We start from the raw sequence: 23,604 nt of genomic DNA, 5'->3' as shown, positions 1-23,604 counted from the left end.
CGATGAAGATCAAGAAGGGCGACCTGGTTCAGGTCATCACCGGCAAGGACAAGGGCAAGCAGGGCAAGGTCATCGTGGCCTACCCCCGCGAGGACCGGGTCCTGGTCGAGGGTGTCAACCGGGTCAAGAAGCACACCAAGGCCGGCCAGACCGACCGCGGTTCGAAGACCGGCGGGATCATCACCACCGAGGCGCCGATCCACGTCAGCAACGTGCAGCTGGTCGTGGAGAAGGACGGCAAGAAGGTTGTGACCCGCGTCGGCTACCGCTTCGACGACGAGGGCACCAAGATCCGCGTTGCCAAGCGGACCGGTGAGGACATCTGAGATGACTACTGCAACTTCAGGTGCCGCTGCCACCAGCACCGCTCCGCGCCTCAAGGCGCGCTACCGCGCCGAGATCGCGGGCAAGCTGCACGAGCAGTTCGGCTACGAGAACGTCATGCAGATCCCCGGTCTGACCAAGATCGTGGTCAACATGGGTGTGGGCGACGCCGCCCGCGACTCCAAGCTGATCGAGGGCGCCATCCGCGACCTCGCCACGATCACCGGTCAGAAGCCGCAGGTCACCAAGGCCCGTAAGTCCATCGCGCAGTTCAAGCTGCGTGAGGGTCAGCCGATCGGTGCGCACGTCACGCTGCGCGGTGACCGGATGTGGGAGTTCCTGGACCGCCTGCTGTCGCTGGCGCTGCCGCGTATCCGCGACTTCCGCGGCCTGTCGCCGAAGCAGTTCGACGGCCGGGGCAACTACACCTTCGGTCTCACGGAGCAGGTCATGTTCCACGAGATCGACCAGGACAAGATCGACCGGGTCCGGGGCATGGACATCACCGTGGTCACCACGGCGACCAACGACGACGAGGGTCGTGCCCTCCTTCGTCACCTCGGCTTCCCGTTCAAGGAGAACTGACCGTGGCGAAGAAGGCTCTGATCGCTAAGTCGGCTCGCAAGCCCAAGTTCGCTGTGCGCGCGTACAACCGCTGCCAGCGCTGTGGCCGGCCGCACTCCGTCTACCGCAAGTTCGGCCTGTGCCGCGTGTGCCTCCGTGAGATGGCGCACCGTGGCGAGCTGCCGGGCGTGACCAAGAGCTCCTGGTAGTCCCCTTCCGGACACCAGGACCCGATCCACTACGCCGTAGGTCCCCGCTCCACACCCGCTCCCGGCTCCGGCCGGGGGAGAGGGACGGAGCAGACAGGAAACCCCGGCGAGAGAGGCCCAGGGCCAACTCATGACCATGACCGACCCCATCGCAGACATGCTGACCCGTCTGCGCAACGCGAACTCGGCGTACCACGACGAGGTTGCGATGCCGTTCAGCAAGATCAAGTCGCACATCGCGGAGATCCTCCAGCAGGAGGGCTACATCACCGGCTGGAAGGTCGAGGAGGCCGAGGTCGGCAAGAACCTCATCCTCGAGCTGAAGTTCGGCCCGAACCGCGAGCGCTCGATCGCCGGCATCAAGCGGATCAGCAAGCCGGGTCTTCGGGTCTACGCAAAGTCCACCAACCTGCCTCGGGTGCTGGGCGGCCTCGGCGTGGCGATCATCTCCACGTCGCACGGACTGCTCACCGGCCAGCAGGCGCAGAAGAAGGGCGTGGGTGGGGAAGTCCTCGCCTACGTCTGGTAACCGGGAAAGAGAGGTAGAGCAATGTCGCGCATCGGCAAGCTGCCCATCTCGGTTCCCGCCGGAGTGGACGTCACCATCGATGGCCGCACGGTCGCGGTGAAGGGCCCCAAGGGCTCGCTCACCCACACCGTCGCCGCGCCGATCGAGATCGCAAAGGGCGAGGACGGCGTGCTGCTGGTCACCCGCCCCAACGACGAGCGTGTCTCGAAGGCCCTGCACGGCCTGTCCCGCACGCTGGTGGCGAACATGATCACCGGCGTGACCGCGGGCTACAGCAAGTCCCTTGAGATCAGCGGCGTCGGGTACCGCGTCCAGGCGAAGGGCTCCAACCTGGAGTTCTCGCTCGGCTACAGCCACCCGATCCTCGTCGAGGCCCCCGAGGGCATCTCCTTCAAGGTCGAGTCCCCGGTGAAGTTCTCCGTCGAGGGCATCGACAAGCAGAAGGTCGGCGAAGTGGCCGCCAACATCCGCAAGTTGCGGAAGCCTGACCCGTACAAGGCGAAGGGCGTCAAGTACGCCGGCGAGGTCATCCGCCGCAAGGTCGGAAAGGCTGGTAAGTAGCCATGGCATACGGTGTGAAGATCGCCAAGGGCAAGGCGTACAAGGGTGCGGCGCTCAAGCGGCGCCACATCCGGGTGCGCAAGCGCGTCAACGGTACGTCCGAGCGCCCGCGCCTGGTGGTGACGCGGTCCAACCGCGGCATCGTGGCGCAGGTCATCGACGACCTCGCGGGCCACACGCTCGCGTCGGCGTCGACCCTGGACGCGTCCATCCGCGGCGGCGAAGGCGACAAGAGCGCCAAGGCGAAGCAGGTCGGCCAGCTCGTGGCCGAGCGTGCGAAGGCCAAGGGCGTCGAAGCTGTCGTCTTCGACCGTGGCGGCAACCAGTACGCTGGGCGGATCGCCGCCCTGGCGGACGCCGCCCGCGAAGCCGGCCTGAAGTTCTGAGCCCGGTTCCGTTAGCTAGCGGAGAAACGCTAAAAGGATCGAGAGGTAATTCCAATGGCTGGACCCCAGCGCCGCGGAAGCGGTGCCGGTGGCGGCGAGCGACGGGACCGTAAGGACCGGCGGGACGGCGGCCAGCAGGCCGAGAAGACCGCCTATGTCGAGCGGGTCGTCGCGATCAACCGCGTCGCCAAGGTTGTGAAGGGTGGTCGTCGCTTCAGCTTCACCGCGCTGGTCGTGGTGGGCGACGGTGACGGCACCGTCGGTGTCGGCTACGGCAAGGCCAAGGAGGTGCCGGCCGCCATCGCCAAGGGTGTGGAGGAGGCCAAGAAGCACTTCTTCAAGGTCCCCCGTATCCAGGGCACCATCCCGCACCCGATCCAGGGTGAGAAGGCCGCGGGCGTCGTCCTGCTCAAGCCGGCTTCCCCCGGTACCGGTGTGATCGCCGGTGGCCCGGTGCGTGCCGTGCTGGAGTGCGCGGGCATCCACGACGTGCTGTCCAAGAGCCTCGGCTCGGACAACGCGATCAACATCGTGCACGCCACGGTGGCCGCGCTCCAGGGCCTTCAGCGGCCCGAGGAGATCGCCGCCCGCCGCGGTCTGCCGATCGAGGACGTCGCGCCGGCCGCGCTGCTGCGCGCCCGGGCCGGGGTTGGTGTGTGATGGCGCGCCTGAAGGTCACGCAGACCAAGTCCTACATCGGCAGCAAGCAGAACCACCGTGACACCCTGCGTTCGCTCGGGCTCAAGCGCCTGCACGACGTCGTGGTCAAGGAGGACCGCCCGGAGATCCGCGGCATGGTCCACACCGTCCGCCACCTCGTCACGGTCGAGGAGGTCGACTGATCATGGGTGACAACCCGATCAAGGTGCACAACCTCCGTCCGGCTCCGGGCGCCAAGACCGCCAAGACCCGCGTGGGTCGTGGTGAGGCGTCCAAGGGCAAGACGGCCGGTCGCGGCACCAAGGGCACCAAGGCCCGCTACCAGGTTCCGGAGCGCTTCGAGGGCGGGCAGATGCCCCTCCACATGCGGCTCCCGAAGCTCAAGGGCTTCAAGAACCCGTTCCGTACCGAGTACCAGGTGGTCAACCTGGACAAGCTCGCGGCCCTCTACCCCGAGGGTGGCGAGGTCACCGTTGCCGACCTGGTCGCCAAGGGTGCGGTGCGGAAGAACCAGCTCGTCAAGGTGCTCGGCACCGGCGACGTCTCCGTGGCCCTGCAGGTGACCGTGGACGCGGTCTCCGGCTCCGCCAAGGAGAAGATCACCGCCGCCGGCGGCACCGTCACCGAGCTCGTCTGAGCCGGATGTGCAACCCGACCGGGGACGCCCAGTACCTCAGGGCGTCCCCGGTCGTTCATTTCTGTGAATTTTCCCTGGCCGATGGGTCATTCCTACCGGGGGCACGTCGCCGGTAAGGTGGCCGAGCCCCTATCCGTCAGAAATCTCACCAGAGACCGTCCTTCCGCCGTGGCGCGGGGGGTGCAGGAGGCACCGTGCTCACCGCGTTCGCCCGGGCGTTCAGGACGCCCGACCTGCGCAAGAAGCTGCTCTTCACGCTCGCCATCATCGTGGTGTACCGGCTGGGCGCCCATGTGCCGGTGCCGGGGATCGACTTCGGCGTGGTCAACGACTGCGTGAAGCAGACGAAGGGCAACAACAGCCTCTTCGGCCTGGTCAACATGTTCAGTGGCGGAGCGCTGCTCCAGCTCACCATCTTCGCGCTGGGGATCATGCCGTACATCACGGCGAGCATCATCCTGCAGCTGCTGACCGTGGTGATCCCGCGGCTGGAAGCCCTGAAGAAGGAGGGGCAGGCCGGAACCACCAAGATCACCCAGTACACCCGGTACCTGACGGTCGCGCTCGCGATCCTCCAGGGCACCGGCCTGGTGGCGACCGCCCGCTCCGGCAACCTCTTCTCGACCTGCACCCAGGGCAACGACATCGTCCCGAACCAGTCGATCTTCACCACCGTCACCATGGTCACGTGCATGACCGCGGGCACCGTGATGATCATGTGGCTGGGCGAGCTGATCACCGACCGCGGTATCGGCAACGGCATGTCGATCCTGATGTTCGTCTCGATCGCGGCCGGCTTCCCCGGCTCGCTGTGGGGCATCAAGGTCTCCGGCACCATCGCCGGCGGCTGGGTCGAGTTCATCTCGGTGATCCTGATCGGCCTGGTCATGGTCGGCCTGGTGGTCTTCGTCGAGCAGGCGCAGCGCCGCATCCCGGTGCAGTACGCCAAGCGCATGATCGGCCGCCGGTCCTACGGCGGCACCTCCACGTACATCCCGCTCAAGGTGAACCAGGCCGGTGTGATCCCGGTCATCTTCGCCTCGTCGCTGCTCTACATCCCGGCGCTGGTGGTGCAGTTCTCCGGGTCGACGGCCGGCTGGGCGCAGTGGATCAGCCGCAACTTCACCAAGGGCGACCACCCGGCGTACATGGCCGCGTACTTCCTGCTGATCGTCTTCTTCGCCTTCTTCTACGTCGCCATCTCCTTCAACCCCGAAGAAGTGGCCGACAATATGAAGAAGTATGGTGGGTTCATCCCGGGTATCCGGGCCGGTCGCCCCACCGCTGAATACCTGAGTTACGTGCTCAACCGCATCACGTGGCCCGGCTCGCTGTACCTGGGTCTGATCGCCCTCGTTCCGACGGTCGCCATCGCGATCTTCAACGGGAGCAACGGCAACTTCCCTCTGGGTGGCACCAGCATCCTCATCATCGTCGGTGTGGGTCTGGAGACCGTGAAGCAGATCGAAAGCCAGCTCCAGCAGCGTAACTACGAAGGGTTCCTCCGCTGATGCGTATCGTCCTGGTCGGGCCCCCCGGCGCAGGCAAGGGGACGCAGGCCGCGTTCCTCGCCAAGAACCTCTCGATCCCGCACATCTCCACGGGCGACCTGTTCCGCGCCAACATCAGTCAGGGCACCGACCTGGGCAAGCAGGCGAAGGCGTACATGGACGCCGGCGACCTGGTGCCCGACGAGGTCACGATCGGCATGGCCGAGGACCGGCTGGAGCAGCCGGACGCGACCGGCGGGTTCCTGCTGGACGGCTTCCCGCGCAACGAGCAGCAGGCGCGGGCGCTCGACGCCTACCTGGCGCGGCACGAGATCGCGCTGGACGGTGTGCTGGACCTGGAGGTCCCGGAGGACGAGGTGGTCAAGCGGATCGCCGGCCGCCGGATCTGCCGCAACAACGGCGCGCACGTCTTCCACGTCGAGTACAAGCAGCCGAAGGCCGAGGGGGTCTGCGACGAGTGCGGCGGCGAGCTGTACCGGCGTGACGACGACGCCCCGGACAAGGTGCGCAACCGGCTGGAGATCTACCACCGCGAGACCGAGCCGATCATCGACTACTACAAGAAGCAGGGTCTGGTGGTCACCATCTCGGCGCTCGGCGCGGTGTCCGAGGTGACCGCGCGCGCCATGACGGCGCTCGGCGCGGAGGCCGGCGAGCCGACCGCGTAGCCCGGTAGCCCGCCCCGCGCCGGCCCTGCCGGTGCATGTGCATGCCACGGCCGTGGTGCCCCCAGGGGCGCCACGGCCGTATGGTTGTGGGTGGCCCGCGCCCGGGCCCGACCCGGGATCGGCGGGCGCACGGCAGCGGTGCACGGCAGTGGTGCACAGCAGTGATGCAAGGCAGTACGGACCCAAGGCAGCAAGGAAGGCGTCGGCCGCGATGGTGGAGCTGAAGACCGCGGAGCAGATCGCGAAGATGCGGGAGGCCGGTCTGGTCGTCGCGGCGATCCACGAGGCGACCCGGGCGGCGGCGGTGCCCGGCGCCACCACCAAGGACCTGGACGAGGTCGCCGCGAAGGTGCTCGCCGACCACGGGGCTAAGCCCAACTTCCTCGGCTACGGCGGCTTTCCGGGCAACATCTGCACGTCGGTGAACGACGTCGTGGTGCACGGCATCCCCGACGCGGTGACGGTGCTCAAGGACGGCGACATCCTCGCGGTGGACGCGGGCGCGATCGTGGACGGCTGGCACGGCGACGCGGCCTTCACCTGCCTGGTGGGCACCGGGCACGCCCCGGAGCTGGCCGAGCTGAGCCGGGTCACCGAGGAGTCCATGTGGGCGGGCATCGCGGCCTTCCGCAAGGGCAACCGGCTGGACGACATCTCGCAGGCGGTCGAGTCGTACATCCGCCGTCAGCCGCGGCCTTCGTCGGGCAAGTACGGCATCGTGGAGGGGTACGGCGGGCACGGCATCGGCAGCCAGATGCACATGGACCCGCACGTGCTCAACTACGTCACCAAGAAGCGCGGCCGCGGCATGCGGCTGGTGCCGGGGCTGTGCCTGGCGATCGAGCCGATGGTGACGCTCGGCACCCCGCACACCCATGTGCTGGAGGACGAGTGGACCGTCAAGTCCGACGACGGTTCCTGGTCGGCGCACTGGGAGCACAGCATCGCGCTGACCGAGCAGGGCCCGCTGGTGCTCACCGCCCCTGACGGCGGCCGGGCGAAGCTCGCCGAGTACGGCGTGACGGCCGCCCCCGACCCGCTCGCGTAGCGCCCGGCGGGGCCGCGAGCCGCTGCCGCGGCGGAGCCGCCGGCCCACCGGCGTAACGATCACGCTGCGTGGGCATACTTCTGGATTCGTCTTTCGTCGGCCGTTGCCGTAGACTCATATGTCGGCCCCGCGTGTCTTCCGGCATGTCCGGAGCCGACCCCGGTAGCCGATCCCGAAAGCAGGACATGGCCAAAAAGCAAGGCGCCATCGAGATCGAGGGCACCGTGATCGAGTCTCTGCCGAACGCGATGTTCAAGGTGGAGCTCCAGAACGGTCACAAGGTCCTCGCGCACATCAGCGGCAAGATGCGGATGCACTACATCCGTATCCTCCCGGATGACCGGGTCGTGGTGGAGTTGTCTCCCTACGACCTGACGCGCGGACGGATCGTCTACCGATACAAGTAACCCGCTTGTAGATCTCAGCACACGACCCGGAGAACCTCAGTCCCATGAAGGTCAAGCCGAGCGTCAAGAAGATCTGCGACAAGTGCAAGGTGATCCGCCGCCACGGCCGGGTCATGGTCATCTGCGACAACCTGCGCCACAAGCAGCGCCAGGGCTGACGCCCAGCCGACCACCCCTGCACCAGCAGAACTTCGCGCGACGCAGCACGCGTACATACGCAGTTCCCATCCCCGTCCCGGACGGGGATGACACCCCCGGAGGAGGCCGGGGACCTGTTCGTACCTGGTACGGCGGACAGGAACCGGAACTGCGGAAGACCTCCGAGAACACCAGGAGCCAAGCACATGGCACGCCTTTCAGGCGTTGACCTCCCGCGTGAGAAGCGCGTCGAGATCGCCCTCACCTACGTCTTCGGCATCGGGCGCTCGCGCGCCCAGGAGATCCTGAAGAGCACCGGTGTGAACCCCGACACCCGCGTCCGCGACCTTGCCGAGGAAGACCTCGTCAAGATCGGCAAGTGGGTCGACGACAACTACACGACCGAGGGCGACCTCCGCCGTGAGATCCAGGCCGACATCCGCCGCAAGGTCGAGATCGGCTGCTACCAGGGTCTGCGCCACCGTCGCGGCCTCCCGGTCCACGGCCAGCGCACTCACACCAACGCCCGTACCCGCAAGGGTCCGCGTCGCGCCATCGCCGGTAAGAAGAAGCCGGGCAAGAAGTAGTCCGACAGCCAGACCCCATCAGCGGTCTTCGCTGTAGGACCGATCACCTCCACCGGGAGTATTGACACATGCCTCCTAAGGGCCGTCAGGGCGCAGCCAAGAAGGTGCGCCGCAAGGAAAAGAAGAACGTCGCTCACGGGCACGCCCACATCAAGAGCACGTTCAACAACACCATCGTCTCGATCACCGACCCCGCCGGGAACGTGATCTCCTGGGCCTCCGCCGGTCACGTCGGCTTCAAGGGCTCGCGCAAGTCCACCCCCTTCGCCGCGCAGATGGCCGCCGAGTCGGCCGCCCGCCGCGCGCAGGAGCACGGCATGCGCAAGGTGGACGTCTTCGTCAAGGGTCCCGGCTCCGGCCGTGAGACCGCGATCCGCTCGCTCCAGGCCACCGGCCTGGAGGTGGGTTCGATCCAGGACGTCACCCCGACCCCGCACAACGGCTGCCGCCCGCCGAAGCGCCGCCGCGTCTGACCAGCTGAAACAGGAGAACTAGACAATGGCGCGTTACACCGGGGCCGACTGCAAGCGTTGCCGTCGGGAGAAGCAGAAGCTCTTCCTCAAGGGAGCTAAGTGCGAGAGCGCGAAGTGCCCGATCGAGATCCGTCCTTACCCCCCGGGTGAGCACGGACGCGGGCGCACCAAGGACAGCGAGTACCTCCTCCAGCTTCGTGAGAAGCAGAAGTGCGCGCGTATCTACGGTGTCCTCGAGAAGCAGTTCGTGAACTATTACAAGGAAGCGAACCAGAAGACCGGCAAGACCGGTGAGAACCTTCTGCGCATCCTCGAGACCCGCCTCGACAACGTGGTGTACCGGGCCGGCTTCGCCAAGTCCCGCGACCACGCCCGTCAGCTGGTCCGGCACGGGCACATCACCGTCAACGGCCGCAAGACCGACATCCCGTCGGCCCGCGTGTCCGTCAACGACATCGTCGAGGTCCGCGAGCGGTCCCGTAACCTGACCCCGTTCGCGGTGGCGCAGGGCGAGGCCGGCGACCGGACGGTGCCCGCGTGGCTGGAGGCGAACGCCGGCAAGCTGCGGATTCTGGTGCACAGCCTGCCCGAGCGCCAGGTGATCGACACCCAGGTGCAGGAGCAGCTCATCGTCGAGCTCTACTCGAAGTAGTAGTCGGGTAGGAGTTCGCAGGTCACGGGCGGTGCGGCCGCCGTCGTACGACGGTTTCGCCGCGCCGCCCGTACCCTCGTAGTACAGGGGGCGTCAAATAGCGGGCGCCCACGACTGAAGGACCGAACACATGCTGATCGCTCAGCGTCCCTCGTTGACCGAAGAGGTCGTCGACGAGTTCCGCTCCCGGTTCGTGATCGAGCCGCTGGAGCCGGGCTTCGGCTACACCCTCGGCAACTCCCTGCGCCGTACGCTCCTGTCGTCGATCCCGGGTGCGGCTGTCACCTCGATCCGGATCGACGGGGTCCTGCACGAGTTCGCCACCGTGCCGGGCGTCAAGGAAGACGTCATCGACCTCATCCTCAACATCAAGCAGCTCGTCGTCTCCTCGGAGCACGACGAGCCGGTCGTGATGTACCTGCGCAAGCAGGGCCCGGGTGTGGTCACCGCCGCCGACATCGCGCCGCCGGCCGGTGTCGAGGTGCACAACCCCGACCTGGTGCTGGCCACGCTCAACGCCAAGGGCAAGCTGGAGATGGAGCTGACCGTCGAGCGCGGTCGCGGCTACGTCTCCGCGGTCCAGAACAAGCAGCAGGGCCAGGAGATCGGCCGCATCCCGGTCGACTCCATCTACAGCCCGGTGCTCAAGGTCACCTACAAGGTCGAGGCGACCCGTGTCGAGCAGCGCACCGACTTCGACAAGCTGATCGTCGACGTCGAGACCAAGCAGGCCATGCGGCCGCGTGACGCCATGGCGTCGGCCGGCAAGACCCTGGTCGAGCTCTTCGGCCTGGCCCGCGAGCTGAACGTCGACGCCGAGGGCATCGACATGGGCCCGTCCCCGACGGACGCCGCCCTGGCCGCGGACCTGGCGCTGCCGATCGAGGAGCTGGAACTCACCGTCCGCTCTTACAACTGCCTCAAGCGCGAGGGCATCCACTCGGTGGGCGAGCTGGTGGCCCGCTCCGAGGCGGACCTGCTCGACATCCGCAACTTCGGTGCGAAGTCGATCGACGAGGTCAAGGCGAAGCTCGCCGGGATGGGCCTGGCCCTCAAGGACAGCCCGCCCGGATTCGACCCGACCGCCGCCGCCGACGCCTTCGGCGCCGACGACGACGTGGACGCCGGCTTCGTGGAGACCGAGCAGTACTAGCCCCTGCGGGGCACGCGCCCCTGGTGGTTGCCCCTCGGGGCAGAACGGAACCTCCCGGGGCCCAGCCCCGGGAATTCCGGGGCTCGGCCCCGGGACACACGAGCCGGCAGCCGCCGGTTCGCACTGACATCGGTACCTGACACGGCCGGTGCAGCGTAGAAGGAGAAGGACCATGCCCCAGCCCGCTAAGGGAGCCCGTCTGGGCGGGAGCGCCGCGCACGAGAAGCTGCTGCTCGCGAACCTCGCGAAGTCGCTCTTCGAGCACGGCCGGATCACCACCACCGAGGCCAAGGCGCGCCGGCTGCGCCCGGTCGCGGAGCGGCTGATCACGAAGGCGAAGAAGGGCGACATCCACAACCGTCGCCAGGTGCTGCAGCAGATCACCGACAAGGGCGTCGTGCACACGCTCTTCACGGAGATCGCGCCGCGGTACGAGAACCGCCCGGGTGGCTACACCCGCATCACCAAGGTCGGTCCCCGTCGCGGCGACAACGCCCCGATGGCGGTCATCGAGCTGGTCGAGGCCCTGACCGTGCAGCAGAACGCGGTCGGCGAGGCCGAGGCCGCCACCAAGCGCTCCGCGAAGGACCGCGCCGGTGACGAGGCCCTGGCCGAGGCCAAGAAGGACGACGCCCCGGTCGAGGACGCCGCTCCGGCGGACGCCGAGCCCGAGGACGCCGCTCCGGCGGACGAGGAGTCCAAGGACGCCTGAGCGTCCTGACGGTTCCGGAACACAGCCAGCGGGCCCGCCCCCTCCGGGGTGCGGGCCCGCTGGCCGTATGGCGGTGCGGCGTGGTGGTTCGAGGCGCGGAGGAGCGACGGGTGAGCGAGCAGCCGGCGGATGGGCTGGTGCGGGTGCGGTTGGACCTGGGGTACGACGGGGTGGACTTCTCCGGGTGGGCGAAGCAGCGCAGCCGGCGGACGGTGCAGGGGGAGTTGGAGTCCGCGATCGCGACGGTGCTGCGGCTGCCGGAGCCGGTCGAGCTGACGGTGGCGGGGCGGACCGACGCGGGGGTGCACGCGCGGGGGCAGGTGGCGCACGTGGACCTGCCCGCGGAGGTGTGGGAGCGGGAGAGCGGGAAGCTGCGGCGCCGGCTGGCCGGGCGGCTGCCGTGGGACGTACGGGTGTGGGGGGTGGCGCAGGCGCCGCCCGGTTTCGACGCCCGGTTCTCGGCGGTGTGGCGCCGGTACGCCTACCGGATCGGCGACCACCCGGGCGGGGTGGACCCGCTGCTGCGCGGCCATGTGCTGTGGCACGACCGGCCGGTGGACGTGGAGCTGATGAACGAGGCCGCGCGCCTGATGCTCGGGGAGCACGACTTCGCCGCCTACTGCAAGAAGCGGGAGGGCGCGACGACCATCCGCACCCTGCTGGACCTGTCGTGGGAGCGCAGCGCCGACGGGCTGGCGGTGGCGACCGTACGGGCCGACGCGTTCTGCCACAACATGGTGCGGGCGCTGGTCGGCGCGATGATCCTGGTCGGCGACGGGCACCGGCCGGTCGGCTTCCCCGCGGAGGTGCTGGCCGGGCGGGAGCGGCACTCGGCGGTCAACGTGGTGCGGCCGCACGGGCTGACGCTGGAGGAGGTCGGCTACCCGGCGGACGAACTGCTGGCCGCGCGCAGCCGGGAGGCCCGCAACATGCGGACGCTGCCCGGCTGCCGGTAAGGGCCGCTCTCCTGGGAGGGCGGCCCTTACCCGCCGCCTTACTGGCTGTTCGCCTGGGCCTGGGCCGCGTCCCGGCCGCGCTGGACGATGCGCTGGAAGGCGAAGTCCGAGGCGTCGTTGGCGGCCTGGGCGCCGGTGGTGTTGGACGCGGTGAGGGTCTTGCCGTTCTTGAAGCCGGAGATCGCGAAGTAGGCGTAGCGGCCGACTGAGTTCGACGTCATCTGGCAGGCCACGGCGTGGCAGAAGTCGGCGATGCCGCCGCCGTTGAGCGGCCGGACGTACTGGGCGACGCTGTGCACCTTGGTGGCGTGCGCCTTGTCGGCGAAGACCGCGACGCCGACGGTGACGGCGATGGCGCCGTTGGTGTAGGTGGCGCGCAGCATCTTGGTGCAGCCGTTGGCGGCGAGCGAGCCGGAGAGCTGGCCGCCGGCGGCCGCCGCGCACGAGGAGGTGCTGGCGATGTTGGTCTTGGTGTAGGTGCGCCCGGCCAGCACGAACGTCTTGCCCGGGAAGAGCGACGCCGCACTGAGGGGCGCCTTGTCCTTCGCCGCGGAGGAGATGAAGTCCAGCGGGTTCTCCGGCGAGGGCGGGGCGACGGAGGAGAAGGACGGCTCGGGCGGCAGCGACTGCCGGCCGGTGCTGCCCGTCGACCCGCTCGGGTCGGCGATCGGGTGGTCGGAGTGGTGGCCGGACACCACCACGGCCGTGGCCACGCCGCCCGCTATCACCGCGACGGCCACGGCCCCGCCGACCAGCATCATCACCTTGCGGCGGCGCTGGGCGCCGCTGGCCTGCTCCTCGGCGAGCGCGCTCCAGTCGGGGGTCCCGGGTGCGTCGGCGCCCGCCGCCGGCCCGTTCGCCGGGGGAGCCGCGGGGCCCGCGCCCGGGCCGCCGGTCTGCTGCGGCCGGGGGAAGCCGTAGCCGCCCTGGGCGGCGCCGGGAGCGGCGCCGGGCGGCTGCTGTTGCGGGAAGCCGTAGCCGCCCTGCTGCGGGGTGCCGGGGGCGGCAGGGCCCTGGCCGGCCGCGGGCGCCTGCGGCTGCGGCTGCGCGGGATGCTGCTGGGGGAAGCCGTAGCCGCCTCCTTGCGGCCCCGGCGCGGCCGGTCCGCCCTGGGACGCGGCGGGCGCGGCAGGCCCGGCTGGCCCGGCTCCCTGGAAGCCCTGGCCGCCTTGGCCCCCCGGGCCGGTCTGGCCCCCGGAGCCGGGCGCACCAGCCGCACCGGCCGCACCGGCCGCACCGGGCGCACCCGGCCGGAAGCTGTACGGGCTCTCGGGGGCGCCGCCCCCGGCCGCGGGTGGCTGCGCGCCCTGCGCGCCCTGCTCCTGCGGGGACCGCTCCTGCTGCGGCGGCCCGGCGAAGCCGCGCCGGGGGTCTGACGTGCGGGAGGGAATGACGCGTCCCTCCAGGACCTCGCGGGGGCCGTCGGAGGCTTGGTTACGGGGTTCCTGCGGGGGCTGCTGCCCCGGCCCTTCACTCATGTGGCGCATCATATGGCCGCAGCGGCCGCGGAAAAGGACTTGGGGCGGGTCCACAGGGACAGGGAGAATCCGGACCATGGGTCACGTCGAAGCCGCGCACATCGAGTACTACCTCCCGGACGGACGGGCGCTGCTCGGCGACGTCTCGTTCCGGGTCGGGGAGGGCGCCGCGGTGGCCCTGGTGGGGCCGAACGGAGCGGGCAAGACCACACTGCTGCGGCTGATCTCCGGCGAGCTGAAACCGCACGGCGGCGGTGTCACCGTCAGCGGCGGCCTCGGCGTGATGCGCCAGTTCGTGGGCAGCGTCCGCGACGACCGCACCGTGCGCGACCTGCTGGTGTCGGTGGCGCACCCCCGTATCCAGGCCGCGGCCAAGGCCGTCGACGCCGCCGAGCTGGCGATCATGGCGCAGGACGACGAGCCGGCGCAGATGGCGTACGCCACGGCGCTGAGCGAGTGGGCCGAGGCGCGCGGCTATGAGGCGGAGACGCTGTGGGACATGTGCACCATGGCCGCGCTCGGGGTGCCGTACGACCGGGCGCAGTGGCGCGAGGTGAAGACGCTCTCGGGCGGCGAGCAGAAGCGGCTGGTGCTGGAGGCGCTGCTGCGCGGCCCGGACGAGGTGCTGCTGCTGGACGAGCCGGACAACTACCTGGACGTGCCGGGCAAGCGCTGGCTGGAGGAGCAGATCGCGCTGACCCGCAAGACGGTGCTGTTCGTCAGCCACGACCGCGAGCTGCTGTCGCGCACCGCGGAGAAGATCGTCAGTGTGGAGACCGGTCCTGCCGGGTCCACCGCGTGGGTGCACGGCGGCGGGTTCGACACCTTCCACGAGGCCCGCAAGGAGCGCTTCGCGCGGTTCGAGGAGCTGCGCCGCCGCTGGGACGAGGAGCACGCCAAGCTCAGGGCGATGGTGCTGCGGCTGCGGCAGCAGGCGGCCAACAGCCCGGACATGGCCTCGCGCTACCACGCGGCGCAGACCCGGCTGCGGCGGTTCGAGGAGGCGGGGGCGCCCCAGGAGCCGCCGCGCGAGCAGGACATCCGGATGCGGTTGCAGGGCGGCCGGACCGGGGTGCGGGCGGTCACCTGCGAGCAGCTCGAACTGACCGGCCTGATGCGGCCGTTCGACCTGGAGGTGTTCTACGGCGAGCGGGTCGCGGTGCTGGGGTCCAACGGTTCGGGCAAGTCGCACTTCCTGCGGCTGCTGGCTGGGGACTCCTCGGTCGCGCACAGCGGGACGTACAAGCTGGGCGCCCGGGTGGTGCCCGGGCACTTCGCGCAGACCCACGCCCACCCCGAGCTGGCCGGCCGCACCCTGGTGGACATCCTGTGGGCCGAGCACTCCCGCGACCGCGGCCGGGCGATGTCGGTGCTGCGGCGGTACGAACTGGAGCGGCAGGGCGACCAGACCTTCGACAAGCTCTCCGGCGGGCAGCAGGCCCGCTTCCAGATCCTGCTGATGGAACTCCAGGGCACCACCGCGCTGCTGCTGGACGAGCCGACGGACAACCTCGACCTGGAGAGCGCGGAGGCCCTCCAGGACGGTCTGGAGGCCTACGACGGCACGGTCCTCGCGGTCACCCACGACCGCTGGTTCGCCCGCAGCTTCGACCGCTACCTCGTCTTCGGCTCCGACGGCCTGGTCCGCGAGACCCCGGCCCCCGTGTGGGACGAGCGCCGTGTCGAAAGGCCCCGCTGACCGTCGGCCGGCGCGGGCCGCAAGGTCCCGCAACCGGCGGGACGGCCGGCCCCGGAGGGTCCGTCCGCACCCCCGGAGGGACGCGTTTTGACCCGGCAGGGACCACCCGGGTATTCTGCGATGTCGTTATGCGTATTGGCTTGCTCTATCTCACGTGAGAGGCCCTTACGCCGGTCCACCGGGCCGATGACCAGCGGTAGGCCCATGGGTTGCGTCCCCTTGTGCCACCAGGGCTGTCGTGATCGCCGGGTGGCCTTGTCAGGACCAACTCACCGAAGATAGCGAAGGCTAACGACCGTGCGTACGTACAGCCCCAAGCCCGGCGACGTTCAGCGCCAGTGGCATGTCATCGACGCGCAGGACGTCGTCCTGGGTCGCCTGGCCACCCAGGCCGCGACCCTCCTGCGGGGCAAGCACAAGCCCATCTACGCGCCCCACGTCGACACCGGTGACTTCGTCATCATCATCAACGCCGACAAGGTGCACCTGTCCGGGAACAAGAAGACCCAGAAGATGGCCTACCGCCACTCCGGGTACCCCGGCGGTCTGCGCTCCGTGCGCTACGACGAGCTGCTGGCCAAGAGCCCGGAGAAGGCCGTCGAGAAGGCCGTCAAGGGCATGCTCCCCAAGAACACCCTGGGCCGCCAGATGCTCACCAAGCTGAAGGTCTACTCGGGCGACCAGCACCCGCACGCTGCGCAGCAGCCGGTGCCGTTCGAGATCACCCAGGTCGCGCAGTAGTCCCGGCCACCTGCTACCAGAAAGAACCTGAGGAGAATCGTGGCTGAGACCACCGCCGAGACCCCCGTCGAGGGCGAAGAGTCCTACGACGAGATCACGACCTTCGAGTCCGAGGCCGTCGAGGGTGAGTACACCTCCGAGTCCCTGGCCTCCCGCTTCGGCGACCCGCAGCCGGCCGCCGGCACCGGCCGCCGCAAGCGCTCCATCGCCCGCGTCCGGATCATCCCCGGCAGCGGCAAGTGGAAGATCAACGGCCGCACCCTCGAGGGCTACTTCCCCAACAAGGTGCACCAGCAGGAAGTCAACGAGCCGTTCAAGGTGCTGGAGCTCGACGGTCGTTACGACGTCGTCGCCCGTATCTCCGGCGGCGGCATCTCCGGCCAGGCCGGTGCGCTGCGCCTGGGTGTCGCCCGTGCGCTCAACGAGGCGGACGTCGACAACAACCGCGGCCCGCTCAAGAAGGCCGGCTTCCTCACCCGTGACGACCGCGCGGTCGAGCGGAAGAAGGCCGGTCTGAAGAAGGCGCGCAAGGCGCCGCAGTTCAGCAAGCGCTAGTCGTCCCGGCGGGGGAGCCGGGCGGTCCGCCCCCACCCCCGCTCGACGCGCGACGCAACGCCCCGGAGGCACATCGGTGCCTCCGGGGCGTTCGCATGATGAGCTAGGGGCGTATATGTGTGCTTGTACGACCCGGCAGGTTCGTGGCACACGCAAGCAGAGCCGCCGCATCGCATCGGAGGAAACACTGTGGGACGACTCTTCGGCACCGACGGGGTGCGGGGCATCGCCAACGTCGACCTGACCGCGGAGCTGGCGCTCGGCCTGTCGGTCGCGGCGGCACACGTACTGGCCGAGGCGGGCAGCTTCGCCGGGCACCGGCCGGTGGCCGTGGTCGGGCGCGATCCACGGGCCTCGGGCGAGTTTTTGGAGGCCGCCGTGGTGGCGGGCCTGGCCAGCGCGGGCGTGGACGTCCTGCGCGTCGGTGTGCTGCCCACTCCCGCGGTGGCGTATCTCACCGGCGCGCTGGGCGCCGACCTCGGCGTGATGCTCTCCGCCAGCCACAACGCGATGCCGGACAACGGCGTCAAGTTCCTCGCCCGCGGCGGCCACAAGCTCGACGACGAGCTGGAGGACCGGATCGAGGCGGTCTACGAGGAGCACCGCACCGGCGCCCCCTGGGTGCGCCCGACCGGCGCCGGCGTCGGCCGGGTCCGGGACTACGACGAGGGCTTCGACCGGTACGTCGCCCACCTCGTCGCGGTGCTGCCCAACCGGCTGGACGGCCTGAAGATCGTCCTCGACGAGGCGCACGGCGCCGCCTCCCGGGTGTCGCCCGAGGCGTTCTCCCGGGCCGGCGCCGAGGTCGTCACCATCGGCGCCCAGCCCGACGGCCTCAACATCAACGACGGCTGCGGCTCCACCCACCTGGACCTGCTCAAGGCCGCCGTGGTCGAGCACGGCGCGGACCTGGGCATCGCGCACGACGGCGACGCCGACCGCTGCCTGGCCGTGGACGCCTCCGGCGAGGAGATCGACGGCGACCAGATCCTCGCGGTGCTGGCGCTGGCGCTGCGCGAGCAGGGCGCGCTGCGGGAGAACACCGTCGTCGCCACGGTCATGTCCAACCTCGGCTTCAAGCTGGCGATGGAGCGCGAGGGCATCAACCTGGTGCAGACCGCGGTCGGCGACCGCTACGTCCTGGAGTCGATGAAGGAGCACGGCTACGCGCTCGGCGGCGAGCAGTCCGGGCATGTCATCGTGCTGGACCACGCCACCACCGGGGACGGCACCCTGACCGGGCTGCTGCTGGCCGCCCGGGTCGCGGCCACCGGCCGGCCGCTCGCGGACCTGGCCGGCGTCATGCGGCGGCTGCCGCAGGTGCTGGTCAACGTGCCCGACGTGGACAAGGAGCGGATGCCGCGCACCCCCGAACTGGCGGTGGCCGTCAGCCAGGCCGAGGCCGAACTCGGCGCCACCGGCCGGGTGCTGCTGCGCCCCTCGGGCACCGAGCCGCTGGTGAGAGTGATGGTCGAGGCCGCCGACATCGACCACGCGCGCACGGTGGCCGGGCGGCTGGCCGACCTGGTCAAGGCGACGCTGGGCTGAGGACGGCGGGCGCGGCGCGGCGGCCGTACGGGCCCCGCGCCGCGCCCGGCGCCTTCGTACCGGGCGGCCGGCCCTCAGAGCTTGCGCAGCCGCAGCCGCTGCACCTTGTGCCCGGCGCCCTTGCGCAGCACCAGCGTGGCTCGGCCGCGGGTGGGCAGCACGTTCTCCTCCAGGTTGGGCAGGTTGACCGTCCGCCAGACCATGCGGGCGTAGGCCAGCGCCTCGTCCTCGGGCACCTGGGTGTACTTGCGGAAGTAGGAGTCCGGGTCCTGGAAGGCGGTGTCGCGCAGCTTGCGGAACCGGCCGAGGTACCACTGCTCGATGTCCTCGGTGCGCGCGTCGACGTACACGCTGAAGTCGAAGTGGTCGGCGAGGCCGATCCGGGTGCGGCCGTCCGTGCCGGGCAGGGCGGGCTGGAGGACGTTGAGCCCCTCGACGATCAGGATGTCCGGGCGGCGCACGGTCAGCCGCTCGCCGGGCACGATGTCGTAGCTGAGGTGCGAGTAGACCGGCGCGGTCACCTCGGGGCGGCCGGACTTCACGTCGGCGACGAAGCGGACCAGCGCACGGCGGTCGTAGGACTCGGGGAAGCCCTTGCGGGCCATCAGCCCGCGCCGCTCCAACTCGGCGTTGGGCAGCAGGAACCCGTCGGTGGTGACCAGTTCGACCTTCGGGTGCTCCGGCCAGCGGGCGAGCAGTTCGCGCAGCACCCGGGCGGTGGTGGACTTGCCGACCGCGACGCTGCCGGCGACGCCGATCACGAACGGCGTGCCGGGCTGGGCGCCGGCCCGGCCCGCGGCCGACCCGAGGAAGGTGTTGAGCGCGCCGCGCAGCCCGCTGTGCGCGGCGATGTACAGGTTCAGCAGGCGGGACAGCGGCAGGTAGACGTCCTCGACCTCCTCCAGGTCGACGACGTCGCCGAGCCCGCGCAGCCGCTCCACCTCCTCGGCGGTGAGCGGCAGCGGGGTGCGGTCGCGCAGGGCGCTCCACTGGGCGCGGGTCAGGTCGACGTAGGGACTCGTGGCGGCGGCGGGCGGCGGCGTGGTCGGCACCGGAACATTGTCCAGCGCGCGCCGGGCGCCTCTAAGCTGACCCCCATGGACGCCCACCCACCGCAGGACGAGCACACCGCTGCGACGGCGGGCGCGGCATGATCGTCGGGGTCGGCATCGACGTCGCCGAGATCGAGCGCTTCGAGGCGGCCCTCGCGCGCACCCCGTCGATGGCCGCGCGCCTGTTCACCCCCGCCGAGCTGCTGCTGCCCTCCGGCGCGCCCCGCGGCTCCGCCTCCCTGGCGGCCCGCTTCGCGGCGAAGGAGGCCCTGGCCAAGGCGCTCGGCGCTCCCGCCGGCCTCCAGTGGCTCGACGCCGAGATCACCACGTCGCCCACCGGACAGCCCCACCTCGCCGTCCAGGGCACCGTCGCCGCCCGCGCCGCGGCCCTCGGCGTCCGCAGCTGGCACGTCTCCCTCTCCCACGACGCCGGCATCGCCTCCGCGGTGGTCATCGCCGAGAGCTGAGGTCAACCCTCGTAGTGGTAACGGCAGGCGGCGATCCGGATCTCGTCCTCGACCACCTTGTAGACGAGGCGGTGTTCGTCGGTGATGCGGCGGGACCAGTAGCCCTGGAAGCCGTGCTTCAGCGGCTCCGGCTTGCCGATGCCCTCATTGCCGTTGCGCTCGATGTCCTTGATCAAGGCGTTGATGCGCTTGAGCACTTTGCGGTCCTGGGTCTGCCACCAGACGTAGTCGTCCCAGGGCGCATCGTCGAAGACGATCTTCACTCGTCGTCGACCAGTTCACGGGGGGCGCCGGCGCCGCTCTCCAGCCGGTCGATCGACGCGAGGAGTCGGCGCGCATTGGCCGGGCTGCGGAGCAGGTACGCGGTCTCGCGAAGTGATTCGTACTCGTCCAGCGAGATGATCACCACCGGGTCGTGGCCGGCGCGAGTGATGACGACCTCTTCGCGGTCGCTGTTCACCGAGTCCAGCACCTCGGCGTACCGGGCACGAGACTCGGAGTACGTCATAGTCTTCATGGCACCTCCTTCTTGTACGGAAAATTGTACAACACGCGCGGCCCGGGGTGGCGTGGCGAGGAGTTGGACGGGTCCGTAGGCTCGGGTGGGGCGCCGAGGGGAAGGTTGCTGATGAGGTACGGGCACAGTGTGGAGAGCGTGCGGCGGGCCGAGGCGGCGCTGATGGCGCGGGTGCCGGAGGGCGCGCTGATGCAGCGGGCGGCAGCCGGGCTGGCCGGCGCGGGCGCGGACCTGCTCGGGCGGGTGTACGGCGCGCGGCTGGCGGTGCTGGTCGGCAGCGGCGCCAACGGCGGGGACGCGCTCTTCGCGGCGGCCCGGCTGCTGCGCCGGGGCGCGGCGGCGACGGCGGTGCTGCTGACCCCGGAACGGGCGTACGCCGAGGGCCTGTCGGCGTTCCGGTCGGCCGGCGGCCGGGTGGCCGCCGCGGAGGAGGGCGCGCGGGTCGTCGCGCGCGCGGACCTGGTGCTGGACGGCGTCACCGGCATCGGCGGCCGGGGCGGTCTGCGCCCGCAGGCGGCCGAACTGGCGGCGGCCGCGGCGGACGGTCCGGCCGCGGTGCTCGCCGTGGACCTGCCCAGCGGGGTGGACGCCGACACCGGCGAGGTGCACGGCCCGGCGGTCCGCGCGGACGCGACCGTCACGTTCGGCACGTACAAGCCCGCGCTGCTGATCGACCCGGCGGCGCAGTACGCGGGGGCGCTGCGGCTGGTGGACATCGGCCTCGGCGGCGACCTCGGGGCGCCCGAACTCGAAGCGCTCCAGCACGCCGACGCCGCGGCGCTGCTGCCGCGGCCGACCGGGGAGAGCGACAAGTACCGGCGGGGCGTCGTCGGAGTGGCCGCCGGCTCCGAGCGGTACCCGGGCGCGGCGGTGCTCGCGGTGTCCGGGGCGCTGCGCGGCGGCGCGGGCGCGGTGCGGTACGCCGGGCCCGGCGGCACCGCGGTGCTGGCCCGGCACCCCGAGACGCTGGTCTCACCCGGTTCGCCGCGCTCCGCGGGGCGGGTGCAGGCGTGGGTGGTCGGGCCCGGGCTCGGCGACACCTCGGACGCGCGCACCGCGGTGGACGACGCGCTGGCCTCGGACGTGCCGATCCTCGTGGACGCCGACGGGCTGCGCCTGCTCACCCCCGAGGCGGTCAAGCGGCGTACGGCGGCCACCGTGCTGACCCCGCACGCCGGTGAGGCGGCCGCGCTGCTCGGATGGGCCCGCGAGGACGTCGAGGGGCGCCGGCTGCACGCCGTACGGGAGTTGGCCGCGCGCTTCGGGGCGACCGTGCTCCTCAAGGGCTCCACGACCCTCGTCGCCGACCCCGACCCGGTCCGCCCGGTCCGCGTCAACCCCACCGGCACCGCCTGGCTCGCCACCGCCGGCAGCGGCGACGTCCTCTCCGGCCTCACCGGCTCCCTTCTCGCCGCCGGCCTCGCCCCCCAGGACGCCGCCTCCCTCGGTGCCTACCTCCACGGCCTCTCCGCCCGCCTCACCCCCACCCCCCTCACCGCCCTCGACCTCGCCGACTCCCTCCCCTCCGCCTGGCACAACCTCCTCCCCTGAACATCACGGCAAACTGCCCAGAGGGTGCCCTTCGGGGTCGCGGCGACCTCCGGCGAACCGTAGCGGCGGAGGGTGCCCTTCGGGGGCGCGGGGAACTGCGCGCCCAGCCGGCCACCGGCGAGCTGTCGGCGACGAACGCGCAGCCGTAGCGGCGGGTTGCCGCCCTGGCGGGCGGAGGGTGCCGTTCGGGGGCGCGGGGAACTGCGCGCTCAGCCGGCCAGCGGCGAGCTGTCGGCGACGAACGCGGAACCGTAGCGGCGGGTTGCCGCCCTGGCGGGGCGGAGGGTGCCCTTCGGGGGCGCGGGGAACTGCGCGCCCAGCCGCCCAGCGGCGAGCTGTCGGCGACGAACGCGCAGCCGTAGCGGCGGGTTGCCGTACTCCACAGACGTCGGGCAGCCGGCGACGATCGCGGAACCGTAGCGGCGGGTTGCCGTACTCCACAGACGTCGGGCAGCCGGCGACGAACGCGGAACCGTACCGGCGGGTCGCCGCCCCCCGGCCAGCCACAAACCCTCGCACCGACCAGGTCCAGGCCCCCGAGCCCGCAGCCTGCGACACTTACAGACGAAACCGAACCGACCCGAACCCGCCCCCGCAAAAAGCCCCCTGCAAGGACCCGCAAGGACCTGCCACCATGCCCACCCCCTCGCCCCTCCCCCCCGCGCTGCGCGCCACCGCCCTGATCGACCTCGCCGCGCTCCGCTCGAACGTCGCGACCTTGCGCGCGCACGCGCCCACCGCCGCGTTCATGGCGGTGGTGAAGGCCGACGCGTACGGCCACGGCATGGTGGCGTGCGCGCGCGCCGCACAGCAGGCGGGCGCGCAGTGGCTGGGCGCGGCCACCCCGCAGGAAGCGCTGGCCCTGCGCGCGGCCGGCCTCACCGGCCGCGTCCTGTGCTGGCTGTGGACCCCCGGCGGGCCCTGGCAGGAGTGCGTCGAGGCCGACATCGACGTGACGGTCAGCGCCCGTTGGGCCCTGGACGAGGTGGTCGCCGCGGCCCGCGCGGCCCAGCGCACCGCCCGCGTCCAGCTGAAGATCGACACCGGGCTGGGCCGCAACGGCGCGCAACCCGCGGACTGGCCGGACCTGACCCGCGCCGCCCGCGCCGCGGAGCGCGAGGGCACCATCCGCGTCACCGGGGTGTGGTCGCACTTCTCCTGCGCCGACGAACCCGACCACCCCTCGATCGCCCGCGAACTCGCCGCGTTCCGCACCGCGCTGGCCCAGGCCGCGGACGCCGGGCTCGACCCGGAGGTGCGGCACCTGGCGAACTCGCCCGGCACCCTCACCCTCCCCGAGGCCCACTTCGATCTGGTGCGGCCCGGCGTCGCGATGTACGGCATCTCCCCGGTGCCCCAGCTCGGCGCCCCCGCGGACTTCGGGCTGCGCCCGGTGATGACGCTGGCCGCCCGGCTCGCCTCGGTCAAGCGCGTCCCCGGCGGGCACGGCGTCAGCTACGGCCATCGCTACGTCACCCCGGGTGAGACCACGCTTGCGCTGGTGCCCCTGGGGTATGCAGACGGTGTGCCGCGACACGCGTCGGGCACCGGCCCGGTGCTGGTGGCCGGCAAATGGCGCACGGTGGCGGGACGGGTGGCGATGGACCAGTTCGTGGTGGACCTCGGCGGTGACAGCGCGGCGCCGGGCGACGAGGCGGTGCTCTTCGGCCCGGGCGACGCGGGCGAGCCGACCGCCGAGGACTGGGCGCGCGCCTGCGGCACCATCGCCTACGAGATCGTCACCCGGATCGGCGCCCGGGTGCCGCGGCTGTACGTCGGCGAGTCGGCATGAGCACCTGCGCCCCCGTCCGCGCCCGCGCC

32 protein-coding genes are annotated in these 23,604 nt (G+C 71.0%); 27 read left to right on the top strand and 5 right to left on the bottom strand.

The features are described 5' to 3' along the window. Positions 1-2 precede the first annotated feature (2 nt). The 20 genes from rplX (at position 3) to truA (ending at position 12,175) form a co-directional block, all read left to right on the top strand. Positions 3-326, top strand: a complete 324-nt coding sequence (gene rplX, locus WA788_RS17290) for a 50S ribosomal protein L24 (protein WP_202235522.1) — start codon at positions 3-5, stop codon at positions 324-326. Position 327: 1 nt separating this feature from the next. Beyond that, complete coding sequence (gene rplE, locus WA788_RS17285; protein WP_335978237.1) at positions 328-909, top strand: 50S ribosomal protein L5; 582 nt, start codon at positions 328-330, stop codon at positions 907-909. Between the two features lie 2 nt (positions 910-911). After that, positions 912-1,097: a type Z 30S ribosomal protein S14 gene (locus tag WA788_RS17280; protein ID WP_093713218.1), complete on the top strand. Its 186-nt coding sequence runs from the start codon at positions 912-914 to the stop codon at positions 1,095-1,097. Positions 1,098-1,227: 130 nt separating this feature from the next. Next, a complete protein-coding gene (gene rpsH, locus WA788_RS17275; protein ID WP_335978232.1) occupies positions 1,228-1,626 on the top strand; it encodes a 30S ribosomal protein S8 in 399 nt (132 codons plus the stop codon). A 21-nt stretch (positions 1,627-1,647) separates the two neighbouring features. Then, a complete protein-coding gene (gene rplF, locus WA788_RS17270) occupies positions 1,648-2,187 on the top strand; it encodes a 50S ribosomal protein L6 (protein ID WP_335978231.1) in 540 nt (179 codons plus the stop codon). A 2-nt stretch (positions 2,188-2,189) separates the two neighbouring features. Continuing rightward, positions 2,190-2,573 carry a 50S ribosomal protein L18 gene (gene rplR / locus WA788_RS17265; RefSeq protein WP_103886906.1) on the top strand — a complete coding sequence of 128 codons (384 nt, stop codon included), beginning with the start codon at positions 2,190-2,192 and terminating at the stop codon, positions 2,571-2,573. A 54-nt stretch (positions 2,574-2,627) separates the two neighbouring features. After that, positions 2,628-3,233: a 30S ribosomal protein S5 gene (rpsE, locus tag WA788_RS17260; RefSeq protein WP_031524774.1), complete on the top strand. Its 606-nt coding sequence runs from the start codon at positions 2,628-2,630 to the stop codon at positions 3,231-3,233. Then, positions 3,233-3,415, top strand: a complete 183-nt coding sequence (gene rpmD / locus WA788_RS17255) for a 50S ribosomal protein L30 (RefSeq protein WP_031524772.1) — start codon at positions 3,233-3,235, stop codon at positions 3,413-3,415. The genes rpsE and rpmD overlap by 1 nt, the downstream gene beginning before the upstream one ends. A 2-nt stretch (positions 3,416-3,417) precedes the next feature. Continuing rightward, positions 3,418-3,870, top strand: a complete 453-nt coding sequence (gene rplO, locus WA788_RS17250) for a 50S ribosomal protein L15 (RefSeq protein ID WP_430393162.1) — start codon at positions 3,418-3,420, stop codon at positions 3,868-3,870. A gap of 194 nt (positions 3,871-4,064) precedes the next feature. After that, complete coding sequence (gene secY / locus WA788_RS17245; RefSeq protein ID WP_335978226.1) at positions 4,065-5,381, top strand: preprotein translocase subunit SecY; 1,317 nt, start codon at positions 4,065-4,067, stop codon at positions 5,379-5,381. Next, a complete protein-coding gene (locus tag WA788_RS17240) occupies positions 5,381-6,049 on the top strand; it encodes an adenylate kinase (RefSeq protein ID WP_335978224.1) in 669 nt (222 codons plus the stop codon). Before secY ends, WA788_RS17240 begins: the two co-directional genes overlap by 1 nt. Positions 6,050-6,260: 211 nt before the next feature. Then, entirely contained in the window at positions 6,261-7,097 is an 837-nt protein-coding gene (gene map / locus WA788_RS17235) for a type I methionyl aminopeptidase (protein WP_335978222.1), read from the top strand. 185 nt (positions 7,098-7,282) lie between these two features. Next, on the top strand, positions 7,283-7,504 hold the full coding sequence (gene infA, locus WA788_RS17230; RefSeq protein ID WP_003956442.1) for a translation initiation factor IF-1: 222 nt from the start codon (positions 7,283-7,285) through the stop codon (positions 7,502-7,504). A gap of 44 nt (positions 7,505-7,548) precedes the next feature. Continuing rightward, positions 7,549-7,662 carry a 50S ribosomal protein L36 gene (gene rpmJ, locus WA788_RS17225; RefSeq protein ID WP_003956441.1) on the top strand — a complete coding sequence of 38 codons (114 nt, stop codon included), beginning with the start codon at positions 7,549-7,551 and terminating at the stop codon, positions 7,660-7,662. 186 nt (positions 7,663-7,848) lie between these two features. Then, positions 7,849-8,229: a 30S ribosomal protein S13 gene (gene rpsM / locus WA788_RS17220; RefSeq protein ID WP_335978219.1), complete on the top strand. Its 381-nt coding sequence runs from the start codon at positions 7,849-7,851 to the stop codon at positions 8,227-8,229. A 68-nt stretch (positions 8,230-8,297) separates the two neighbouring features. Continuing rightward, complete coding sequence (rpsK, locus tag WA788_RS17215; protein ID WP_006376016.1) at positions 8,298-8,702, top strand: 30S ribosomal protein S11; 405 nt, start codon at positions 8,298-8,300, stop codon at positions 8,700-8,702. Positions 8,703-8,727: 25 nt separating this feature from the next. Continuing rightward, on the top strand, positions 8,728-9,354 hold the full coding sequence (gene rpsD, locus WA788_RS17210) for a 30S ribosomal protein S4 (RefSeq protein ID WP_202235531.1): 627 nt from the start codon (positions 8,728-8,730) through the stop codon (positions 9,352-9,354). Positions 9,355-9,484: 130 nt separating this feature from the next. Beyond that, complete coding sequence (locus WA788_RS17205; protein WP_335978215.1) at positions 9,485-10,507, top strand: DNA-directed RNA polymerase subunit alpha; 1,023 nt, start codon at positions 9,485-9,487, stop codon at positions 10,505-10,507. Positions 10,508-10,679: 172 nt separating this feature from the next. Continuing rightward, a complete protein-coding gene (rplQ, locus tag WA788_RS17200; protein WP_335978213.1) occupies positions 10,680-11,219 on the top strand; it encodes a 50S ribosomal protein L17 in 540 nt (179 codons plus the stop codon). A gap of 110 nt (positions 11,220-11,329) precedes the next feature. Beyond that, the gene (truA, locus tag WA788_RS17195) at positions 11,330-12,175 is read left to right on the top strand and encodes a tRNA pseudouridine(38-40) synthase TruA (protein ID WP_335978212.1); all 846 of its coding nucleotides are present in this window, start codon (positions 11,330-11,332) and stop codon (positions 12,173-12,175) included. Positions 12,176-12,213: 38 nt separating this feature from the next. On the opposite strand, the gene WA788_RS17190 is transcribed toward truA, so the two are convergent. Continuing rightward, the gene (locus WA788_RS17190) at positions 12,214-13,653 is read right to left on the bottom strand and encodes a hypothetical protein (protein ID WP_335978211.1); all 1,440 of its coding nucleotides are present in this window, start codon (positions 13,651-13,653) and stop codon (positions 12,214-12,216) included. 76 nt (positions 13,654-13,729) lie between these two features. Between WA788_RS17190 and WA788_RS17185 the strand changes: the two genes are divergently transcribed. The 4 genes from WA788_RS17185 to glmM all read left to right on the top strand — a co-directional run bounded on the left by WA788_RS17185 (position 13,730) and on the right by glmM (position 18,196). Beyond that, complete coding sequence (locus WA788_RS17185) at positions 13,730-15,352, top strand: ABC-F family ATP-binding cassette domain-containing protein (protein WP_335978210.1); 1,623 nt, start codon at positions 13,730-13,732, stop codon at positions 15,350-15,352. Between the two features lie 297 nt (positions 15,353-15,649). Then, positions 15,650-16,093, top strand: coding sequence for a 50S ribosomal protein L13 (gene rplM, locus WA788_RS17180; RefSeq protein WP_103886886.1), 444 nt, complete (start codon positions 15,650-15,652; stop codon positions 16,091-16,093). 39 nt (positions 16,094-16,132) lie between these two features. Continuing rightward, positions 16,133-16,648 carry a 30S ribosomal protein S9 gene (rpsI, locus tag WA788_RS17175; protein WP_202235538.1) on the top strand — a complete coding sequence of 172 codons (516 nt, stop codon included), beginning with the start codon at positions 16,133-16,135 and terminating at the stop codon, positions 16,646-16,648. A gap of 189 nt (positions 16,649-16,837) precedes the next feature. Beyond that, positions 16,838-18,196 carry a phosphoglucosamine mutase gene (glmM, locus tag WA788_RS17170; RefSeq protein ID WP_335978208.1) on the top strand — a complete coding sequence of 453 codons (1,359 nt, stop codon included), beginning with the start codon at positions 16,838-16,840 and terminating at the stop codon, positions 18,194-18,196. A gap of 74 nt (positions 18,197-18,270) precedes the next feature. Here glmM and coaA read toward each other — a convergent pair whose 3' ends face one another. Next, positions 18,271-19,248 carry a type I pantothenate kinase gene (gene coaA, locus WA788_RS17165; RefSeq protein WP_335978207.1) on the bottom strand — a complete coding sequence of 326 codons (978 nt, stop codon included), beginning with the start codon at positions 19,246-19,248 and terminating at the stop codon, positions 18,271-18,273. A gap of 98 nt (positions 19,249-19,346) precedes the next feature. Between coaA and WA788_RS17160 the strand changes: the two genes are divergently transcribed. After that, complete coding sequence (locus WA788_RS17160; RefSeq protein WP_335978206.1) at positions 19,347-19,715, top strand: holo-ACP synthase; 369 nt, start codon at positions 19,347-19,349, stop codon at positions 19,713-19,715. Between the two features lie 2 nt (positions 19,716-19,717). Here the strand turns inward: WA788_RS17160 and WA788_RS17155 are convergent, their stop codons facing one another. Continuing rightward, positions 19,718-19,978 (bottom strand): Txe/YoeB family addiction module toxin, encoded by a 261-nt coding sequence (locus WA788_RS17155; RefSeq protein WP_335978203.1) that lies wholly within the window; start codon positions 19,976-19,978, stop codon positions 19,718-19,720. Then, positions 19,975-20,232 carry a type II toxin-antitoxin system Phd/YefM family antitoxin gene (locus tag WA788_RS17150; protein ID WP_335978201.1) on the bottom strand — a complete coding sequence of 86 codons (258 nt, stop codon included), beginning with the start codon at positions 20,230-20,232 and terminating at the stop codon, positions 19,975-19,977. Before WA788_RS17150 ends, WA788_RS17155 begins: the two co-directional genes overlap by 4 nt. Before the next feature lie 111 nt (positions 20,233-20,343). Between WA788_RS17150 and WA788_RS17145 the strand changes: the two genes are divergently transcribed. Beyond that, positions 20,344-21,783, top strand: coding sequence for an NAD(P)H-hydrate dehydratase (locus WA788_RS17145; protein WP_335978199.1), 1,440 nt, complete (start codon positions 20,344-20,346; stop codon positions 21,781-21,783). 209 nt (positions 21,784-21,992) lie between these two features. On the opposite strand, the gene WA788_RS17140 is transcribed toward WA788_RS17145, so the two are convergent. Continuing rightward, positions 21,993-22,166 carry a hypothetical protein gene (locus tag WA788_RS17140; protein WP_335978197.1) on the bottom strand — a complete coding sequence of 58 codons (174 nt, stop codon included), beginning with the start codon at positions 22,164-22,166 and terminating at the stop codon, positions 21,993-21,995. 251 nt (positions 22,167-22,417) lie between these two features. Here WA788_RS17140 and alr point away from each other — a divergent pair, with 251 nt between their 5' ends. Beyond that, the gene (gene alr, locus WA788_RS17135; RefSeq protein WP_335978196.1) at positions 22,418-23,575 is read left to right on the top strand and encodes an alanine racemase; all 1,158 of its coding nucleotides are present in this window, start codon (positions 22,418-22,420) and stop codon (positions 23,573-23,575) included. Positions 23,576-23,604: the final 29 nt, after the last annotated feature.

Origin of the sequence: Streptomyces sp. CA2R106 (genome assembly GCF_037034245.1) — a bacterium.
GTDB lineage: Bacteria > Actinomycetota > Actinomycetes > Streptomycetales > Streptomycetaceae > Actinacidiphila.
This window is presented reverse-complemented; position numbering and strand designations above follow the sequence as displayed.

What these genes read in the sequence shown, in the direction of transcription:
- rplX (WP_202235522.1), top strand. Translation starts at nt 3, where the DNA reads ATGAAGATCAAGAAGGGCGACCTGGTTCAGGTCATCACCGGCAAGGAC.
- rplE (WP_335978237.1), top strand. Translation starts at nt 328, where the DNA reads ATGACTACTGCAACTTCAGGTGCCGCTGCCACCAGCACCGCTCCGCGC.
- rpsH (WP_335978232.1), top strand. Translation starts at nt 1,228, where the DNA reads ATGACCATGACCGACCCCATCGCAGACATGCTGACCCGTCTGCGCAAC.
- rplF (WP_335978231.1), top strand. Translation starts at nt 1,648, where the DNA reads ATGTCGCGCATCGGCAAGCTGCCCATCTCGGTTCCCGCCGGAGTGGAC.
- rplR (WP_103886906.1), top strand. Translation starts at nt 2,190, where the DNA reads ATGGCATACGGTGTGAAGATCGCCAAGGGCAAGGCGTACAAGGGTGCG.
- rpsE (WP_031524774.1), top strand. Translation starts at nt 2,628, where the DNA reads ATGGCTGGACCCCAGCGCCGCGGAAGCGGTGCCGGTGGCGGCGAGCGA.
- rpmD (WP_031524772.1), top strand. Translation starts at nt 3,233, where the DNA reads ATGGCGCGCCTGAAGGTCACGCAGACCAAGTCCTACATCGGCAGCAAG.
- rplO (WP_430393162.1), top strand. Translation starts at nt 3,418, where the DNA reads ATGGGTGACAACCCGATCAAGGTGCACAACCTCCGTCCGGCTCCGGGC.
- WA788_RS17240 (WP_335978224.1), top strand. Translation starts at nt 5,381, where the DNA reads ATGCGTATCGTCCTGGTCGGGCCCCCCGGCGCAGGCAAGGGGACGCAG.
- map (WP_335978222.1), top strand. Translation starts at nt 6,261, where the DNA reads ATGGTGGAGCTGAAGACCGCGGAGCAGATCGCGAAGATGCGGGAGGCC.
- infA (WP_003956442.1), top strand. Translation starts at nt 7,283, where the DNA reads ATGGCCAAAAAGCAAGGCGCCATCGAGATCGAGGGCACCGTGATCGAG.
- rpmJ (WP_003956441.1), top strand. Translation starts at nt 7,549, where the DNA reads ATGAAGGTCAAGCCGAGCGTCAAGAAGATCTGCGACAAGTGCAAGGTG.
- rpsM (WP_335978219.1), top strand. Translation starts at nt 7,849, where the DNA reads ATGGCACGCCTTTCAGGCGTTGACCTCCCGCGTGAGAAGCGCGTCGAG.
- rpsK (WP_006376016.1), top strand. Translation starts at nt 8,298, where the DNA reads ATGCCTCCTAAGGGCCGTCAGGGCGCAGCCAAGAAGGTGCGCCGCAAG.
- rpsD (WP_202235531.1), top strand. Translation starts at nt 8,728, where the DNA reads ATGGCGCGTTACACCGGGGCCGACTGCAAGCGTTGCCGTCGGGAGAAG.
- WA788_RS17205 (WP_335978215.1), top strand. Translation starts at nt 9,485, where the DNA reads ATGCTGATCGCTCAGCGTCCCTCGTTGACCGAAGAGGTCGTCGACGAG.
- rplQ (WP_335978213.1), top strand. Translation starts at nt 10,680, where the DNA reads ATGCCCCAGCCCGCTAAGGGAGCCCGTCTGGGCGGGAGCGCCGCGCAC.
- WA788_RS17190 (WP_335978211.1), bottom strand. Translation starts at nt 13,653, where the DNA reads ATGAGTGAAGGGCCGGGGCAGCAGCCCCCGCAGGAACCCCGTAACCAA.
- WA788_RS17185 (WP_335978210.1), top strand. Translation starts at nt 13,730, where the DNA reads ATGGGTCACGTCGAAGCCGCGCACATCGAGTACTACCTCCCGGACGGA.
- WA788_RS17160 (WP_335978206.1), top strand. Translation starts at nt 19,347, where the DNA reads ATGATCGTCGGGGTCGGCATCGACGTCGCCGAGATCGAGCGCTTCGAG.
- WA788_RS17150 (WP_335978201.1), bottom strand. Translation starts at nt 20,232, where the DNA reads ATGAAGACTATGACGTACTCCGAGTCTCGTGCCCGGTACGCCGAGGTG.
- WA788_RS17145 (WP_335978199.1), top strand. Translation starts at nt 20,344, where the DNA reads ATGAGGTACGGGCACAGTGTGGAGAGCGTGCGGCGGGCCGAGGCGGCG.
- alr (WP_335978196.1), top strand. Translation starts at nt 22,418, where the DNA reads ATGCCCACCCCCTCGCCCCTCCCCCCCGCGCTGCGCGCCACCGCCCTG.